At 65.5% G+C, this 15,076-nt stretch carries 11 protein-coding genes; 5 read left to right on the forward strand and 6 right to left on the reverse strand.

Annotation, left to right across the window (positions count from 1 at the left end; genetic code table 11):
- Positions 1-94 precede the first annotated feature (94 nt).
- From QA635_RS00060 to QA635_RS00070, 3 genes are all read right to left on the reverse strand, one after another.
- Positions 95-1,522 carry a serine hydrolase domain-containing protein gene (locus QA635_RS00060; protein WP_283065995.1) on the reverse strand — a complete coding sequence of 476 codons (1,428 nt, stop codon included), beginning with the start codon at positions 1,520-1,522 and terminating at the stop codon, positions 95-97.
- A 328-nt stretch (positions 1,523-1,850) separates the two neighbouring features.
- Positions 1,851-2,924 carry an AraC family transcriptional regulator gene (locus tag QA635_RS00065; RefSeq protein ID WP_283065996.1) on the reverse strand — a complete coding sequence of 358 codons (1,074 nt, stop codon included), beginning with the start codon at positions 2,922-2,924 and terminating at the stop codon, positions 1,851-1,853.
- Between the two features lie 31 nt (positions 2,925-2,955).
- Positions 2,956-3,531 (reverse strand): GNAT family N-acetyltransferase, encoded by a 576-nt coding sequence (locus QA635_RS00070; RefSeq protein ID WP_283065998.1) that lies wholly within the window; start codon positions 3,529-3,531, stop codon positions 2,956-2,958.
- Between the two features lie 293 nt (positions 3,532-3,824).
- On the opposite strand from QA635_RS00070, the gene QA635_RS00075 reads away from it, so the two are divergent.
- The 4 genes from QA635_RS00075 (at position 3,825) to QA635_RS00090 (ending at position 9,301) form a co-directional block, all read left to right on the forward strand.
- Positions 3,825-4,742, forward strand: coding sequence for a pirin family protein (locus QA635_RS00075; RefSeq protein ID WP_028335539.1), 918 nt, complete (start codon positions 3,825-3,827; stop codon positions 4,740-4,742).
- A gap of 82 nt (positions 4,743-4,824) precedes the next feature.
- A complete protein-coding gene (locus tag QA635_RS00080) occupies positions 4,825-5,739 on the forward strand; it encodes a phosphoribosylaminoimidazolesuccinocarboxamide synthase (protein ID WP_283066001.1) in 915 nt (304 codons plus the stop codon).
- Between the two features lie 259 nt (positions 5,740-5,998).
- Positions 5,999-6,805 carry a crotonase/enoyl-CoA hydratase family protein gene (locus tag QA635_RS00085; RefSeq protein ID WP_283066003.1) on the forward strand — a complete coding sequence of 269 codons (807 nt, stop codon included), beginning with the start codon at positions 5,999-6,001 and terminating at the stop codon, positions 6,803-6,805.
- A gap of 342 nt (positions 6,806-7,147) precedes the next feature.
- Positions 7,148-9,301, forward strand: coding sequence for a SulP family inorganic anion transporter (locus QA635_RS00090; RefSeq protein WP_283072110.1), 2,154 nt, complete (start codon positions 7,148-7,150; stop codon positions 9,299-9,301).
- A 119-nt stretch (positions 9,302-9,420) separates the two neighbouring features.
- Here QA635_RS00090 and QA635_RS00095 read toward each other — a convergent pair whose 3' ends face one another.
- Together QA635_RS00095 and QA635_RS00100 are read right to left on the reverse strand one after the other, a co-directional pair.
- Complete coding sequence (locus QA635_RS00095) at positions 9,421-10,797, reverse strand: NAD(P)/FAD-dependent oxidoreductase (RefSeq protein WP_283066005.1); 1,377 nt, start codon at positions 10,795-10,797, stop codon at positions 9,421-9,423.
- 54 nt (positions 10,798-10,851) lie between these two features.
- Positions 10,852-11,553 carry a GntR family transcriptional regulator gene (locus tag QA635_RS00100; protein WP_283066007.1) on the reverse strand — a complete coding sequence of 234 codons (702 nt, stop codon included), beginning with the start codon at positions 11,551-11,553 and terminating at the stop codon, positions 10,852-10,854.
- Between the two features lie 144 nt (positions 11,554-11,697).
- Here QA635_RS00100 and QA635_RS00105 point away from each other — a divergent pair, with 144 nt between their 5' ends.
- On the forward strand, positions 11,698-12,597 hold the full coding sequence (locus tag QA635_RS00105) for an amino acid ABC transporter substrate-binding protein (RefSeq protein ID WP_283066009.1): 900 nt from the start codon (positions 11,698-11,700) through the stop codon (positions 12,595-12,597).
- Between the two features lie 102 nt (positions 12,598-12,699).
- Here the strand turns inward: QA635_RS00105 and QA635_RS00110 are convergent, their stop codons facing one another.
- Positions 12,700-14,766: a TonB-dependent receptor gene (locus tag QA635_RS00110; protein ID WP_283066011.1), complete on the reverse strand. Its 2,067-nt coding sequence runs from the start codon at positions 14,764-14,766 to the stop codon at positions 12,700-12,702.
- Positions 14,767-15,076 lie beyond the last annotated feature (310 nt).

Raw genomic sequence — 15,076 nt, forward strand, 5'->3', positions numbered from 1 at the left:
GTGGCGCTCCTCCTCACGAGATGCGCCATCGCATCAGAAATTCCGGAGGCCGAGATTCAATTCACGATCGCGCGGGCGCTGTGTGACGTGCCGGTCAATTGCCGCCCGCGAGCCGCGGACTTATGGAAGTCGATGTAACCACATCGCGAACCAGATCGAACACACCGTCCGCCTCGGGCGGCACGTTCGGCGAGCGGCCGAGGCGCACGATGACGAGCCGCTGTGACGGCACGATGATCACATATTGCCCGATCGTGCCCTTGGCGAAGAAGGCATCGCGCGGCCAACCGTGCTCGACACGGTAGTGGGCGCCAAAGCTCTCGCCGAGATTGGTCCAGAAGCCCGCGCCATAGCCGACCCAGGCATTCGGCGTCGGCGATGCCGAGTACTTCACCCAGCCCTCTGGCAGGATGCGCTTGCCGCCGACCACGCCGTCATTGAGATAGAGCTGACCCAAGCGCGCCCAGTCGCGCGCGCTCGCCATCATCGCGCCCGATCCTTCCGGCGTGCCCGCAGCATCGAACTGCATCACGACATTGCGCATGCCGAGCGGTCCGAACAGCTCCTCACGCGCGAAGCGCATCACATCAGTCGCATGCCCGCCGGCGGCGTTGCGGATCAGGTGCGAGAGGATCAGGTAGTTGCCGTCGTGATAGTTCCAGACCCGACCGGGTGCGCTCTCCAGCGGAGCGCTCTCGGCGAAGGCGGCCATATCCGATTCCATGAACTTCATGCGGTTGACCGGCTCGAGCACGGATGCCAGCGACGCCTGCAGCGAGCTGCCGAGCGCAAGCCCTGCAGTGTGGCGCAACAGCTCGTCGACCGTGATCGCGTGGCGCGGATCGTCGGGATTCCGCCAGGCCGCGATCGGGACCGGCTGGTCGCGCGTCAGCCTGCCCTCGCGGACGAGGATTCCGATCAGGGCCGAGATCGCCGACTTGCTCATGGAGAAGCCGAGCAGCGGCGTGTCGATGCCGATGCCGTTGGCGTAGCGCTCGGCGACGATGCGGCCATCCTTCATCACGACGACAGCGCGGGTGCGGCGGAACGGCGGCTCGGCCGGCTCGGCAAAGGCGCGGTCGAGCGCAGCCGCAAGCTGCGGGGTCTGCGGCGGGACGAACTCCGGACCCGCGATCTCGGGCAGCAGCGCGGCCTGTGGCTTCTCCGGCGGAAGCGCGGTATCGCCCAGCGTCTCGCCATGTTCGAGCGTGCAGCCCATGCCCTCGCGATAGACCGCATGGCTGCGGCCGAGCCCGAACAGCGTCACGGTGACGTCCCTGCGGTCGAGGTCGACCTCGGTGTCCATCGCCCAGGTGATCAGGCCGGCCCCCGGCATCGCGTCAGTGGTCTCGGTCAGGTTTCGCCTGGGGTCGAGCCCGCTGACGAAGGTCTCCGAGCAGATCACATTGGCGACAAAGCCGGTCGCGACCTCAGGCACATCGCGGGCGCGGGCGGCGGACAGCGCCAACGCACCGAACGCGGTGGTAGCGGCGAAAACGAGAAAGAGCTTTCGACGGGTCACGGAATCCTCCGGCAATGCGCAATGGGCGCGTGGCCGGATCAGGCCGCAGGGGACGGGAGAGCGCTCGCCGGATTTGGAAATCGGGCTGGTCGAGGATTGGAGGTGACTGGTCGATTCTGGAATTCTACAGCGATTACAAGGGCCTGTAATCGCGACGCCTCTTACCTTCTCCCCTTGTGGGAGAAGGTGGCGCGGACGAAGTCCGCGACGGATGAGGGGTCTCTATCCGCGGAGACAAACCCCTCACCCGGCTTCGATGCTACCGCATCGAATCCACCCTCTCCCACAAGGGGAGAGGGTGCAGCGGTATCCGCCGCAAGCAGGACATCTACACCGCGCTTGCCTTCAGCTTCCTGTACTCCGTCGGGGTCACGCCTGTTGTCGCCTTGAAGGCGCGGTTGAAGGGGCCGAGCGACTGGAAGCCGGCGTCCATGGCGATGGTGATGACCGGGACTTCGGCCTGGGAGGGATCGGCGAGCGCGGCCTTGGCCTCCTCGATCCGGTGGTTGTTCAGGAAGACGTTGAAGTTGCGGTAGCCGAGCCGCTGGTTGATCAGCCGCCGGAGACGATATTCGGGAATCCTCAGCCGGGTCGCCAGCGTGCCGATCGTGACGTTGTCGTGGCGGTAGATGCGCTCGTCCGCCATCAGCCGCATCAGGGCATCGACCAGCTTGCGGTCGGTCGCCTCCTCGGCCGCGGCTGGCTTCGTCAGCGCGACGGCCTCCGCCGGCACCGTGAACAGGTCGGCGCCGTCGACGCGCATCATCGCCCAGGTGATTGCGGCCACGATGGCGGTGAACACGGCCGCGTTCACCAGGTTGGCCCATTCCACGGTCACGCGACTGCCGGCATAGGCAATCTGAAGCAGCGCGTTCAATCCGCCGTACAGCGCAGACGCGGCGACGATGAAGACGCGGACACGGCGGCGACGCTCGACCAGATCCGCCGACCACGATCCGATCGTTTGCGCCACCGCGAGCGCAACGAAGGCGAGCGTGAGCGAATTGACCATGATGATCGCGATCTGCGCGTGACCGGCGGGTGCAATCCACATGCAACTGACGAAGCTGTAGGCCACGACCGCGGCCCAGATCAGGCCGTGCCACCAGCGCAGCACAAACGCGTCATCGAACAGCGCGCGCGTGAACAGCCAGAACACCACGATATCGCCGGTCGAGAGCGCGATCAGTGGCGCATGCCAGTCCGAGACCGGCGGCCCGGCGCCGATCGAGGCGGTCACCGCATGCGCGGCCGCGCCGAGCGCGAAGGCGGCTGCAAGGCGCCCGGAAAGCGCCTTGCGAAAGTCAGTGAGCAGCAAGGCGGCAAGCACCAGCAGCAGCGCCACGCTGGCGCTGCGCAGGCAGAGTTCAAGTGCGGCCCAATGTGAAGCAGCCGATGTCATCGCCGAACAATCGTCGGTCGGACGTGGTTTTTCAAGATGGCTCGCGCTGCCAGCGCTGACGCGACGTCACCCAGATATCGACGACGTCACCCTCGAGCTGGCCCGGCCCATCATTCACGGCACCGAGCCGCCGCGCCACCGCCTGCGAGGCGACGTTGGCCGGATCGATGCAATGGATGATGCGGTCGACCGTGAAGTTCGCGAACACAAAGTCGATCGCGGCACGCGCCGCTTCCACCGCATAGCCCTTGCCGCGATGCTCTTTGGCGATGCCCCAGCCGACCTCGAAGCCGGGCCATTCCGGCGGATAATACGGGCCGACGCGGCCGATGTAGCGGCTGGAAGATTTCTCCTCCACCGCGAACATGCCGAAGCCGTATAGCGCCCAGTGGCCCGAGATGACGGCGGCATTGCGCCAGCCCTTCAGCTCCGACGTGATCGGCTGGTGATCCGGCGTGATGAAGCGCGCCGTCTCGGGATCGGACAGCATCCGCGTGTTCTCAGCGACATCGGATGCACGCCACGGCCGCAGGATGAGCCGCGCGGTCTCGATCACGGGACCGTCGACCTGCAGCAGACTTGCGCCTGGCTTGATCAGAGAAACCATGACTGTCTCCGGTTTCCAAGTTTGAACTTGCTGCCATCGAGAGCAGGTGCAAGCCACAAGTAATTCGTCGTCCCTGCGAAAGCAGGGACCCATAACCACCGATGTGTGTTGCTAGCGAAAGCTGGGGCCGCAGCCTTCGTAACATTAGTATCGGTGGTTATGGGTCCCGGCTCGCGCGGAGCCTGTCATCGGGCGGCGCTTCGCGCCGACCCGTTGGCTTGGCCGGGACGACGGATAGAGAGTATGATCAAGGCAAAAGAGTATCATCGCTACACCACCGTAAGGAGTCCGATATGAGCTGGCAGCCCTCGACCGATCCCGAACTCGGCGATCCCAAGACCTGCGACGCGCTGGATCTGATCATCGTGCCGCGCACCCGCGATCTCGGCGACGGCTTTGCGGTGCGCCGCGCGCTGCCGCATGGCAAGCGGCAGATGGTCGGACCCTTCATCTTCTTCGACCATTTCGGACCGGTGCAATATCTCGCCGGCAAGGGCATGGACGTGCGGCCGCATCCGCATATCGGGCTCGCCACCGTCACCTACCTGTTCGACGGCAGCATCATGCACCGCGACAGCGAAGGCAACATCCAGGAGATCCAGCCCGGCGCGATGAACCTGATGACCGCGGGCCGCGGCATCGCGCATTCCGAGCGCACGCCCGACGTGCAGCGCCGCGACGGCCAGAAGATGCTGGGCCTGCAAAGCTGGATCGCGCTGCCGGCGGGCAAGGAGGAGATCGCGCCGTCGTTCCAGCACTATGGCGCGGGCGACCTGCCGATGATCTCCGAGCGCGACTTCACCGCGCGCATCATCGCAGGCTCCGCGTTCGGCATCACCTCGCCGGTCAGCATGGTCTCGCCCTGGTTCTACACCGAGGTGACCGCAAAGGCCGGCACCTCGGTGCCGCTCGACCCCGATCACGAGGAACGCGCGATCTACCTCGTCGACGGCGAGGTCGAGATCGCGGGCGACCGCCACGAGGGGCCGAGGCTCCTGATCTTCCGGCCCGGCGACCGCATCACCGTCAAGACGCTGCGGCCGACCCGCATGATGTTCCTCGGCGGCGACGCCCTGGAGGGGCCGCGCCACATCTGGTGGAATTTCGTCTCGTCCTCGAAGGAGCGGATCGAGCAGGCCAAACAGGACTGGAAAACCGGCCGTTTCGCGCAGGTTCCGCACGAACACGAGTTCATTCCGCTGCCGGAGTGAGCTAATTCCTGTGATAATCTCGAACGCCCGCACGGCCGTGTGCGGGCGCTCGTCTTTGAAGGCCACCTAGAAAGATCACGCCATGACCGCGATGCTATCCAGCGATTTGCCCCTGCCCCGGATCGGCCGCGGCAAGGTGCGCGATATCTACGCCGTTGGCGACGATCGCGTGTTGCTGCTGACCACCGATCGCATCTCGGCATTCGACGTGGTGATGGCGGAAACCATTCCGATGAAGGGCGCGGTGCTGACCCAGATCAGCGCCTGGTGGTTCCGGCAGCTCGAGGGCACCGTGCCGCATCACATGATCAGCGCCGATGCCGACGAGATCATCCGCGCGGTGCCTGAACTGAAGGCCCATCGCGCCGACATCCTCGGCCGCGCGATGCTGTGCCAGCGCACCACCGTGTTCCCGATCGAATGCGTGATCCGCGGCTACATCTCGGGCTCGGCATGGAAGGAATACGCGGCCGATGGCACGCTTGCCGGCGAGAAGCTGCCGGCAGGCCTGGTCGAGAGCCAGAAGCTCGAACCCGCGATTTTCAGTCCGGCGACCAAGGCCGAGGCCGGCCATGACGAGAACATCACGGTCGCGCGGGTGCGCGAGATCGTCGGTGCCGACGTCGCCGCGACGCTGGAGAAGATGGCGCGCGACGTCTACGGCTATGGCGAGCAGACCAGCCGCGCCCGCGGCATCATCATCGCCGACACCAAATTCGAGTTCGGCCGCGACAAGGACGGCCGCATCATCCTGATCGACGAGGTGATGACGCCGGACTCGTCGCGCTTCTGGGCGGTCGATGCCTACAAGCCCGGCCAGTCGCAGCCGAGCTTCGACAAGCAGCCACTGCGCGACTATCTCGACGTCGAGCGCCGCGCCGGCCGCTGGAACGGCGACGCGCCGGCCCCGCCGCTGCCGGCGAGCGTGGTGGATGCGACGAGCAAGCGGTATCTGGAAGCGTATCGCCGCGTGACGGGAAGTGAGCTGAAGGTTTAGCTGCACCGTCGGCGCGTTCGCTCTTTCACCGTCACCCTGAGGAGGCCGCAACGCGGCCGTCTCGAAGGGTCGACGGCCCGGCTGGTGGCCGTCCATCCTTCGAGGCTCGCTCCGCTCGCACCTCAGGATGACGGGGAATGAGCGGTGCACGCTTCGCTTTGCCCACCCTGCGGAATTGCGCTGTCTGTCGTGGGATTGCACCGAGGTCGCCACTGATGCCACTCTCCGGGCACAACAAGAACAGCCCAGGGAGCGCCCCATGTCCGATGCCGATACCGTGCTCGTCGAGCGCGACGGTCCTGTCACCATTATCTCCATCAACCGTCCGCACAACCGCAACGCCGTCGATGGCGCCACCGCGCGCAAGCTGTATGACGCGTTTCTCGCCTTCGATGCGGACGCGAGCGCATCGGTCGCGGTGTTCACCGGCACCGGCGGCTATTTCTGCGCCGGCGCTGATCTGAAGGCGGTGGCGGCGGGCGATCCCGAGAAGAAGCGCGAGGTCGGCGGCCACGACACGATCGCGCCGATGGGACCGAGCCGGCTGCGGTTATCGAAGCCGGTGATCGCCGCGATCGAAGGCTTTGCGGTCGCCGGCGGCATGGAGCTCGCGCTGTGGGCCGACATGCGTGTCGTGGCCGAGGACGCAACCTTCGGCGTGTTCTGCCGCCGCTTCGGCGTGCCATTGATCGATCTCGGCACCATCCGCCTGCCGCGACTGATCGGCCATTCGCAGGCCATCGACCTGATCCTCACCGGACGCCCGGTCGGCGGCGCTGAAGCCCACCGCATGGGGCTCGCGAACCGGCTGGTGCCGAAGGGCGAGACCCGCGCCCACGCCATCGCGCTCGCCAAGGACATCGCGAAATTCCCGCAGAACTGCCTGCGCGCCGACCGGCTGTCGGCGCTGCGGCAGTGGGACCTCGACGAGGAAGAGGCAATCAGGAACGAGATGCGCGGCGGGCTCGAGGTGATCGCCTCAGGCGAAACGCTGTCGGGCGCGGCGCGCTTTGCCTCCGGCGTCGGCCGTCACGGCGCCTTCGGCAATGAGGGCGGGCACGGCTAGATCACGTCTCGCTAGCCTTCTCCTTCCCCCTGAAAGGGGGAAGGCCGGGATGGGGGTCAGCCGCAGGCGACGCTCTGTGCGGAGAGAGCAGATCCCCACCCGCTTTGCTCTGACGTGCAAAGCGACCTCCCCTTTTCAAGGGGAGGTCCGAGCCATTTCCGCGGCGCTGGGTTTCGCTTGCCTTGCGCGAGAAGCGAAATGCCCGCGTTGAGAATTGGTTGTCACAAAAAAATCCTGTTGTCGTCCTGCGCCGGGCTCGTCTACGACTGGCGGCGAAAGTTCAGGACATTTTTTAACGTGATTAGTCGATCGCTCTATTTCGGCTCGCAAGCGCGGCGGGCCATGCACGACGTGCTCGGCGGCAGCGCCGCCAGTGTGCTCGGCATCACGTTCGGCCTGTCCTACGCGCTCTTGATCTTCGCCGGGCCATTGTCGCCCTATCTGTCATACGGCGTCGCGGCGACATTCATTTCCTCGGCAGTGCTCGCGACCTTCATCGCGCTCGGCAGCTCGCTGCCCTTCGCGGTCGCCGGCCCCGACACCTCCACCGCGGCGGTGACGGGAATCCTGATGGCCTCGCTGGTCGAGCGCATCAGTGCCGCCAACCCGACGGCGCCGCTGCTCGCACCGGTGCTGATCACGCTCGGGCTCTCGACCATCGTCACCGGCATCGTGCTGTGCTGTCTCGGACTGACACGGTTCGGCCGCGCCATCCGCTATGTGCCTTACCCTGTCGTCGGCGGATTCCTCGGGGCGACCGGCCTGTTGATCGTGCTGGGCGCGATCAGGGTGATCACCGGCTACCCCGTGCAGCTCAGCACCCTCTTCCACTTCACCAACATCATCACGATCTCCGAGCTCAGTGCCGCCTGCGCGATGGCGCTGGTGCTGTATCTGACCTGGCATCGCTCGCGCACCCCGTTCGGTCTGCCGATCATCCTGATCGGCGGCGTGATCGTGGCGCACCTCGTATTCTGGATCATCGGCATCACGCCCGAGGAAGCGCATCTGACCGGCTGGACCTTCGAGCCGCCGCCGGCATCGACCTTCATGCTGCCGTGGCACATGGCCGAGCTTGCACAATATCCATGGTCGGCAGTGCCGGACCTGCTCGGCAACATGATCGCCGTCGTGTTCGTCACGGCGGCGAGCACGCTGTTCAACACCACCGGCATCGAGGTCGCGGTGCATCGCGAGGCCAATCTCGAGCGCGAGCTCAACATCACCGGCTTCGCCAACATCGTGACCGGCGCGCTGGCCGGCTATGCCGGCTGCATCTCGGTCAGCCGCTCGATCCTTAATTTCTCCAGCGGCGGGCGCGGCCGGCTGTCGGGGCTGACAGTCGCTGCGATCTCGCTGCTGATGCTGGCGGTGGCGCCGCAGTTGCTCGGCTACATGCCGAAATTCGTGCTCGGCGGCCTTCTGCTCTATCTCGGCGCCGACCAGCTGCACAAATGGATGATCGAATCGCGCAAGCGGCTGTCGAAGACCGAATATGTGTCGCTGCTCGCGATCATCGCTATCATCGTGACCTGGGGCTTCGTGCCCGGCATCCTGATCGGCGTCATCATCGGCTGCGCCACCTTTGCGCTCAGCGCGGCGCGGGTCGAGGCGATCAAATACGGTTTCGACGGCTCGGAATATCGCAGCTCGCTGGATCGCTCGCGCGACGACCGCGAGGTGTTGTCGGCGCATGGCGGCAAGATCCAGGGGCTGACCCTGCAAAGCTATCTGTTCTTCGGCTCCGCCAACCGCCTGTACCAGCACGTCAAGGCGCTGCTGCGCGAGCACCCGGAGTGCCGCTATCTGCTGTTCGATTTCAAGCTCGTTACCGGCGTCGATTCATCGGCGGCCTACAGCTTTGCGCAGATCAAGCGCAGCGCGCACGAGGTCGGCGTCGAGCTGGTCCTGGTGCATCTGTCGGCCAAGGCCGAGCAGGTGCTGCGCTCCAGCGATTTCATCACAGAGGGTGTCACCGTGATCGACGAGCTCGATCGCGCGCTTGAATGGTGCGAGAACCAGATCATCGCGCAGCACCAGGAGCTCGCGCAGGAGGAAGCCGACCTGCGTGGCTGGTTCGCCGGGATGCTCGACAGCGAGAACGACGCCGATGCGCTGATCCGCCGCTGCCAGCGCATCGAGGTCGACGCCGGCGAGATCATCGTGCACGCCGGCGACGCCGCCGATTCCATGCACTTCATCCTCGACGGCCGTGTCGGCATCATGGTGCCCGCCGAGGATGGCCGCTCCACCCGGGTGCGCAGCCTCGGCCGCTACACCACGATCGGCGAGATGGGCCTCGTCTCGCAGGCCCCGCGCAGCGCCACCATCCAGGCCGAGATGGCGAGCGTGCTTTATGTGCTGAACACCCACCAGTTCACCGCGATCCGCGACGAGGACCCCGAGCTCAGCCACAAGCTGCTGACCTATTTCGTGTCGGTGATGGCGGAGCGGCTGACGTTTGCCAATCGCACCATTGCGGTGCTGCGGCGGTAGACAAGGCGTAGCCCGGATGGAGCGCAGCGCAATCCGGGGTTATCGCCCCCAGCAATATGGGTCCCGGATTTCGCTTCGCTTCATCCGGGCTACGACGCTGAAGCGAGGACGCGGATACGCTACAGCAACCCGCGACTTTCGCTCGCCGCAAGCTGATCCATCAGCGCCTTGTCGTCATAGCGCGCGAGCGAGAGGCTGCGGGCGAAGGCCGGCACGGGCGCGCCGACCACGGCGCGGGCGCAGAGATCGCCGGTGGCGCAGGCGCCCATGGTGCCGTAGCCCGACAACGCCGCGGCGAGGAACACGCCCGGCGTCTTCGCAGACCCGATCAGCGGCCAGTTTTCCCTGGTCATCGGATAGTAGCCTCCGTAATGCACGCGGTCGCGCGGCAGCGCGCCGAGATAGTGCGCGAGCTTTGGCTGCAGCCGGCTCGCCGCACGCAGCACGACTTCGGGGAAGTAGGGATTGAGCTCCGGCTCGCGAACCGGCTCCGTGGTCTGTTCCGCGTTGAACGCCCAGCCGAGCTTGATCCACTCGCCGTGATCGCCGCCGTCAGGCCGGCAATGGATGCTGCCCGCCATCGGCGCCAGCAGACGCGAAAATTCCGGCGCTGCTGACAGCGCCTCGCGCTCGTCATCAGACCAGGCCAGCGTCTGGCCGTCGAGATCGATCGCGAACGGCATTTTTCGATCGACCGCGCGGTTGCGGTCGGCGAACGCGATCTTCTGCTGCAGCACATTGACGATCGGCAGCTCTTCGCCATGCATCGCCGCGACATGTGCCGCGAACGGGCCTGCGGCGTTGACGATGATGTCGGCCTTGATGATCTGCCTCGCGCCATCGGCCAGCACCTCGACGGTGAAGCGGTCGGTCTTCGCGATGCCGACCACCTTGGCCTGCTGGAGTTGCGCGCCGAGCGGACGCATGGTCTCCAGCATGTACTGGCCGAGTTGCTGGCCGCTGATGTCGCCCGCGCGGCGGATATGCAGCGCGGTTGCGACCTCCTTGTCGAAGTTCGGATAATGCGCCTGGATCAGGTCGCGGCCGAGCAGGACGTCGACGCCGTCGGGCGCACTCTGCCAATCCGCCGAATGCGGCGGCAGATAGCCTCGGCCGTCGCCCTCATGCATGCGGATCAACTTTTCGGCCTGCGCGCCGTAACCGGCATGGAGCTGCCGCAGCAGCTCTTCGGGCTTCTCCTCGCGCGTGACCAGAAGATAGCCGCGCCGGGTCATGTGGATGCGGTTGTCGCTGCGGCGCGCGATCGCCTCCATCCGGTCGGTGGAATGATTGGTGAAATCGGCCATCGTCGGATGCGGCCACCAGTTGCGGTAGTTCTCGCCCGACTGCGCCGAGGTCAATGCCATCGGCTGGCCTTCGTCGACGATCAGCAGGCGCGAGCGCCTGTGCTGTACGGCGAGGTAGTAGGCCGTGGCGATGCCGACGATGCCCGCACCGATCACCAGGATTTCGACGTCATTGGTCTTCACGCGCATTCTCCTGCCGCCGCGCAGCGCAACCCGCGATCATTCACATTGTCTGAACGACGATCAGGCAGGGCGACCCTCGCCTGCATCGCGCAGCGCCTGGCGCTGCGCCGAGCGCAGCGTCTTCTGCGTCTCCTCGATATGGTCGCGCAGCAGCCGGACCGCCTTCTTGACCTCGCCGTCGCGGCAGAATTCGAGCAGCCGGTAATGCTCGCGCTGCGGCCGCTCCTTGCCGGTCGCCTGCGACACCAGCGCGCGGGTGAAGCGGCCGACATGGCCGTAATTCGCCTCGATCATGCCGAGCAGGCGCGGACGATTGCACGGCGCGTAGAGTGTGGCGTGGAATTTCCAGTTGAAGGCGCCCCATTGCGCCGGATCAGGCTCGGCATCGTAGGCGCGGAGGATTTTCGTCGCCTCCTCGAGATCGATCTCGCCCATGGCCGGGATCGCCAGGCGCAGCGCGTGGCATTCAAGCGCGATCCGGATCTCGAGCAGCTCGATCACCTCGTCGATCGAGAGATCCGAGACCACCGCGCCGCGGTTGGGCAGGAAGGTCACAAAACCCTCGGCCTCGAGCTGGCGCAGCGCCTCGCGCACCGGGATGCGGCTGGTCCCGAACCGCGCGGCAAGCTCGTCCTGACGCAGCTGCAATCCGGGCGCGAGCTCGCCCGAGCTGATCGCGGCCCGCAATGCCTCGCGCACGGCGTCCGGCGCGGAACCGTGGGGTCCGGCCCCTCGATGGCTGGTGACGGTTGCGGGCTCCATCCGGCTTCTCTCTCGCTGTGTGGCGGCGGCCAGGATATCCGGCCTAGCCATGATTGTATAAAATCAGTTTGCTGATTATGCAATCAGCGCATATAAAATCCTGCCTCATCGTATCCAATATTGCCAGCGCTCGCGAGCACCCCGATGCATCAAGCCACCAAACGATTGATCTGCCTAGCTTTTCTTGCGGCGGCGACATCCGCCCCGGCGCAGGCCCAATCGTCCGGCGGCACCCTGGCCAAGATCCGCGATGCCGGCGAAATCCGGCTCGGGCACCGCGACGTCTCGGTCCCGTTCTCCTATCTCGACGACAACCAGAAGCCGGTCGGCTTTGCGATGGACCTTTGCAGCCGGATCGTCGATGCGGTGAAGGCCGAACTGAAGCTGCCGGCGCTGCAGACCAGGCTGCAGCCGATCCAGCTCTCCACCCAGATCCCGCTGGTCGAGAACGGCACCATCGACATCGTCTGCGGTCCCGCCACCAACACGCTGGAGCGGCAGAAGGTCGTCGCCTTCAGCAACACGATCTTCGTGTCGAGCATCCGCGCGGTGGTGCAGAAGGACGCGCCGATCAAGACCTTTGAGGATCTCGGCGGCCGGCCGGTCTCGCTCACCTCGGGCTCGACCTCGATCGGACTGTTGAGCGCACGGTCGCAGGAGAAGAACTTTCAGACCAAGAACATCCTGACGGCGGACCACGCCGCATCGTTCCTCGCGCTGACCACCGGGCGCAGCGAGGCCTTCGTGATGGACGACATTCTGCTGGCGAGCCTGATCGCGGGCAGCCGCAATCCGGCGGACTGGCGCATCATCGACGACAGCCTGCGCACCGAACCCTACGGGCTGATCATCCGCAAGGGCGATCCGGAGTTCAAGGCGCTGGTCGACAAGACGCTGGTCGCCATGATGAAGAACGGCGAATTCCAGGAGCTCTACGCAAAATGGTTCACGCGGCCGATCCCGCCGAAGAACGTGAACCTGAATTTTCCAATGACGGCGCCGCTGAGGGATGCCGTCGCCAACCGGAACGACAAGGGTGTGTGACGCAATCGCCGGATCGGCGGCGGATCTTTCGCAACACAGCCGGGACGACTGAGCGGCCACCGCACACCAGCGTGTGGCGCGCGATAGCCCTCGGCTTTTCTGCTAGAAATCCACCGTCATGGAAAGCCACAGCGTCCGCGGCATGCCGCTGATTACATAACCGGTTGGATTGCCGATCCAGTAGTGCTTGTCGAACAGATTGGTCAGTGACGCCCTGAAGGTGGTCGGACGCCCCGCGAGGGTCGTCGCGTAGCGCGCACCGATGTCGAAGGTCGCCCAGGCGGGAACGCTTTGGACGTTGTCGGCACTGACATAGGCCCGGCTGGTGTAGATGGCGCGCGCCGTCGCGGTGAGGCCCGGCACGAAGGGCGTATCCCATTCGACACCGAGATTGCCCTGCAGGTCGGGCGCGCCGATCGCGTGATTGCCGTCGTCGAGGTGTCCCTGCGTTTGGGTAAGCCGGGCATCGAGCCAGGTCACGCCACCGAGAACGCGGACGCCGGGCGTGACCTCGCCGAAGGTATTGAGCTCGATACCGCGGTTTCTCTGCTCGCCATCCAGACTGTAGATCTTGGTGACGGGATCGATCACACCGCTCGGTTGGCTGATCTGGAACGCCGCAAGGCTCGCACCGAAGCCTCCGAGATCGAGCTTCGTGCCGACCTCGACTTGTCGCGTCTTGAACGGCGCAAACACCGCATTGGTATTCACCGCGCCAGAGGGCGGCGTCGGCCCCGGCGTCAGCCCTTCGATGTAATTGGCATAAAGCGAGAGTTGCTTGATCGGCCTCACCACCAAGGCGATCGAAGGCGACGTCGCGCTATCGTCGTAATGCGTTGTTTCCAGGCCGCTGACCGGATTGAAGCTATTCGCGATCACCTGCTGCTGGCGCGCGCCCACCATCACCTGCAACAGGCCCCCCATAGTCGTGATGGTGTCGGCAACACCGACGCTACGCAGCCCGAGGAAGCCGGACTTACCCTCGGGGAAGGTCGATACCGGCGTGCCGGCAGTCGTCAACAAGGTCGGTCTGTAGATGTTGGTCAGGTAGGTCGCGTAGTTGGTCTGACCGAGCCAGTCCGTCCGGTTTTGCGCGCTGCCGCTGACCACGACCTCGTGGCCGACAGGCCCCGTATCGAAACGCGCGCGTATACCCGCCTCACCCGAGGCGCCCTCCGACTTGCCGGTCTGGAACCGTGACGTGCCCAGGGCATCGCCTGCGGTGTTGAGCAGCGTTGCACCAGGATCTTCCTGCTTGTCGTAGCGGAACTGATTGCCGCCGATCGCACCAAACACGGTGACGCTGTTGCTGAGATCGTATTCGGCCCTGGTCAAGCCGGTCAGGCTCTGCGACCGCGCATAGTCAAACGGCTGCGCGAGATTGATGCGCGGATCGGGGGCGCTCGGCATGGCGATGCCGGGCACGGGCGTGTAGCCGCGCTGGGCCGCCTTCATCCAGTCGTCCTGGGAGATGATGTCCGCCGACCAGCGAAAGCGCTCTCCATGATAGTCCACGCCGAGCGAGCCCACGCCGTTGCGCGCCGACTGCCGATCGATCGTGGTGTTGCCGCCATCGATCCCGCCGTTGAAGCGGACGCCCCATTCCTTCTGTTCGCCATAGCGGCGTGCGAGATCCAGCTCTGTCCCAAAACGTCCATCCGAGATGTAGCCGGCGGTCAGGCGCGTGATGTCTTCCGCCGCCCGCTTCGTCACGACATTGACCGTGCCGCCGATGCTGCCTTGCGGAGCCATTCCGTTGAGGAAGGCACCCGGCCCCTTGAGCAGCTCAATGCGCTCGATGGGAGCCGGATTGACGCGGTAGGCTGGAACGAGGCCGTAGAGTCCGTTCAAGGCGATTTCGCTGTTCTCGACCCGGAAGCCGCGGATGGTCAGCGCGTCGTAACGGTTGCTGCTGCCGATCGCAGCACGCACCGACGGATCGGAATTGGTCAGCACTTCCGCAACGCTTGTTGCCTGCTGATCGCGGATCGTCTTCGCGGTGTAGCTCGTCAGGCTGTACGGGGCCTCCATATAGTCCTTGTTGCCGAGCAGGCCGAGTTGCCCGCCGCGCGCGACCTGGCCGCCGATATAGGGCACAGGTAACGCCGCCTGCTGCGCGCCCGCCGTCGGCGTGGCTGCAACCTGCGGCGCGTGCTCGCGCCTGCTCACCTGACGCGATGCCGACGAGCGCAGTGAGCGCGACGACGACGGCCTCCGAACCGGCGTGGCTCGATGCTGCGGGGCGGTGACGACGACTGGAGGCAGCGGCGCAACACTGCTCGCGGGTGGTTGCTCCGGCGACTGCGCGAACGAAGGGACGGCGGTAAGGAGGAGAGACGCCCACGCGAATTGGAATGCGCGTGGAGCGTTTGAACTGACGAGCATGAGGTCCCCGGATTCTTCCTGGCTTCGCCTCGAACATCATCAGGGTTCGAGCGCGACCACCGGGGCATAAGCAGCATGCGTTGTGAGGCCAACT

The organism is Bradyrhizobium brasilense (assembly GCF_029714345.1).
GTDB classification, from domain to species: domain Bacteria; phylum Pseudomonadota; class Alphaproteobacteria; order Rhizobiales; family Xanthobacteraceae; genus Bradyrhizobium; species Bradyrhizobium australafricanum.

Bases quoted from the DNA above. Each gene is read 5' to 3' on its own strand.
- QA635_RS00065 (WP_283065996.1), bottom strand. From the start codon at position 2,924: ATGACATCGGCTGCTTCACATTGGGCCGCACTTGAACTCTGCCTGCGC.
- QA635_RS00070 (WP_283065998.1), bottom strand. From the start codon at position 3,531: ATGGTTTCTCTGATCAAGCCAGGCGCAAGTCTGCTGCAGGTCGACGGT.
- QA635_RS00075 (WP_028335539.1), top strand. From the start codon at position 3,825: ATGAGCTGGCAGCCCTCGACCGATCCCGAACTCGGCGATCCCAAGACC.
- QA635_RS00080 (WP_283066001.1), top strand. From the start codon at position 4,825: ATGACCGCGATGCTATCCAGCGATTTGCCCCTGCCCCGGATCGGCCGC.
- QA635_RS00085 (WP_283066003.1), top strand. From the start codon at position 5,999: ATGTCCGATGCCGATACCGTGCTCGTCGAGCGCGACGGTCCTGTCACC.
- QA635_RS00090 (WP_283072110.1), top strand. From the start codon at position 7,148: ATGCACGACGTGCTCGGCGGCAGCGCCGCCAGTGTGCTCGGCATCACG.
- QA635_RS00095 (WP_283066005.1), bottom strand. From the start codon at position 10,797: ATGCGCGTGAAGACCAATGACGTCGAAATCCTGGTGATCGGTGCGGGC.
- QA635_RS00100 (WP_283066007.1), bottom strand. From the start codon at position 11,553: ATGGAGCCCGCAACCGTCACCAGCCATCGAGGGGCCGGACCCCACGGT.
- QA635_RS00105 (WP_283066009.1), top strand. From the start codon at position 11,698: ATGCATCAAGCCACCAAACGATTGATCTGCCTAGCTTTTCTTGCGGCG.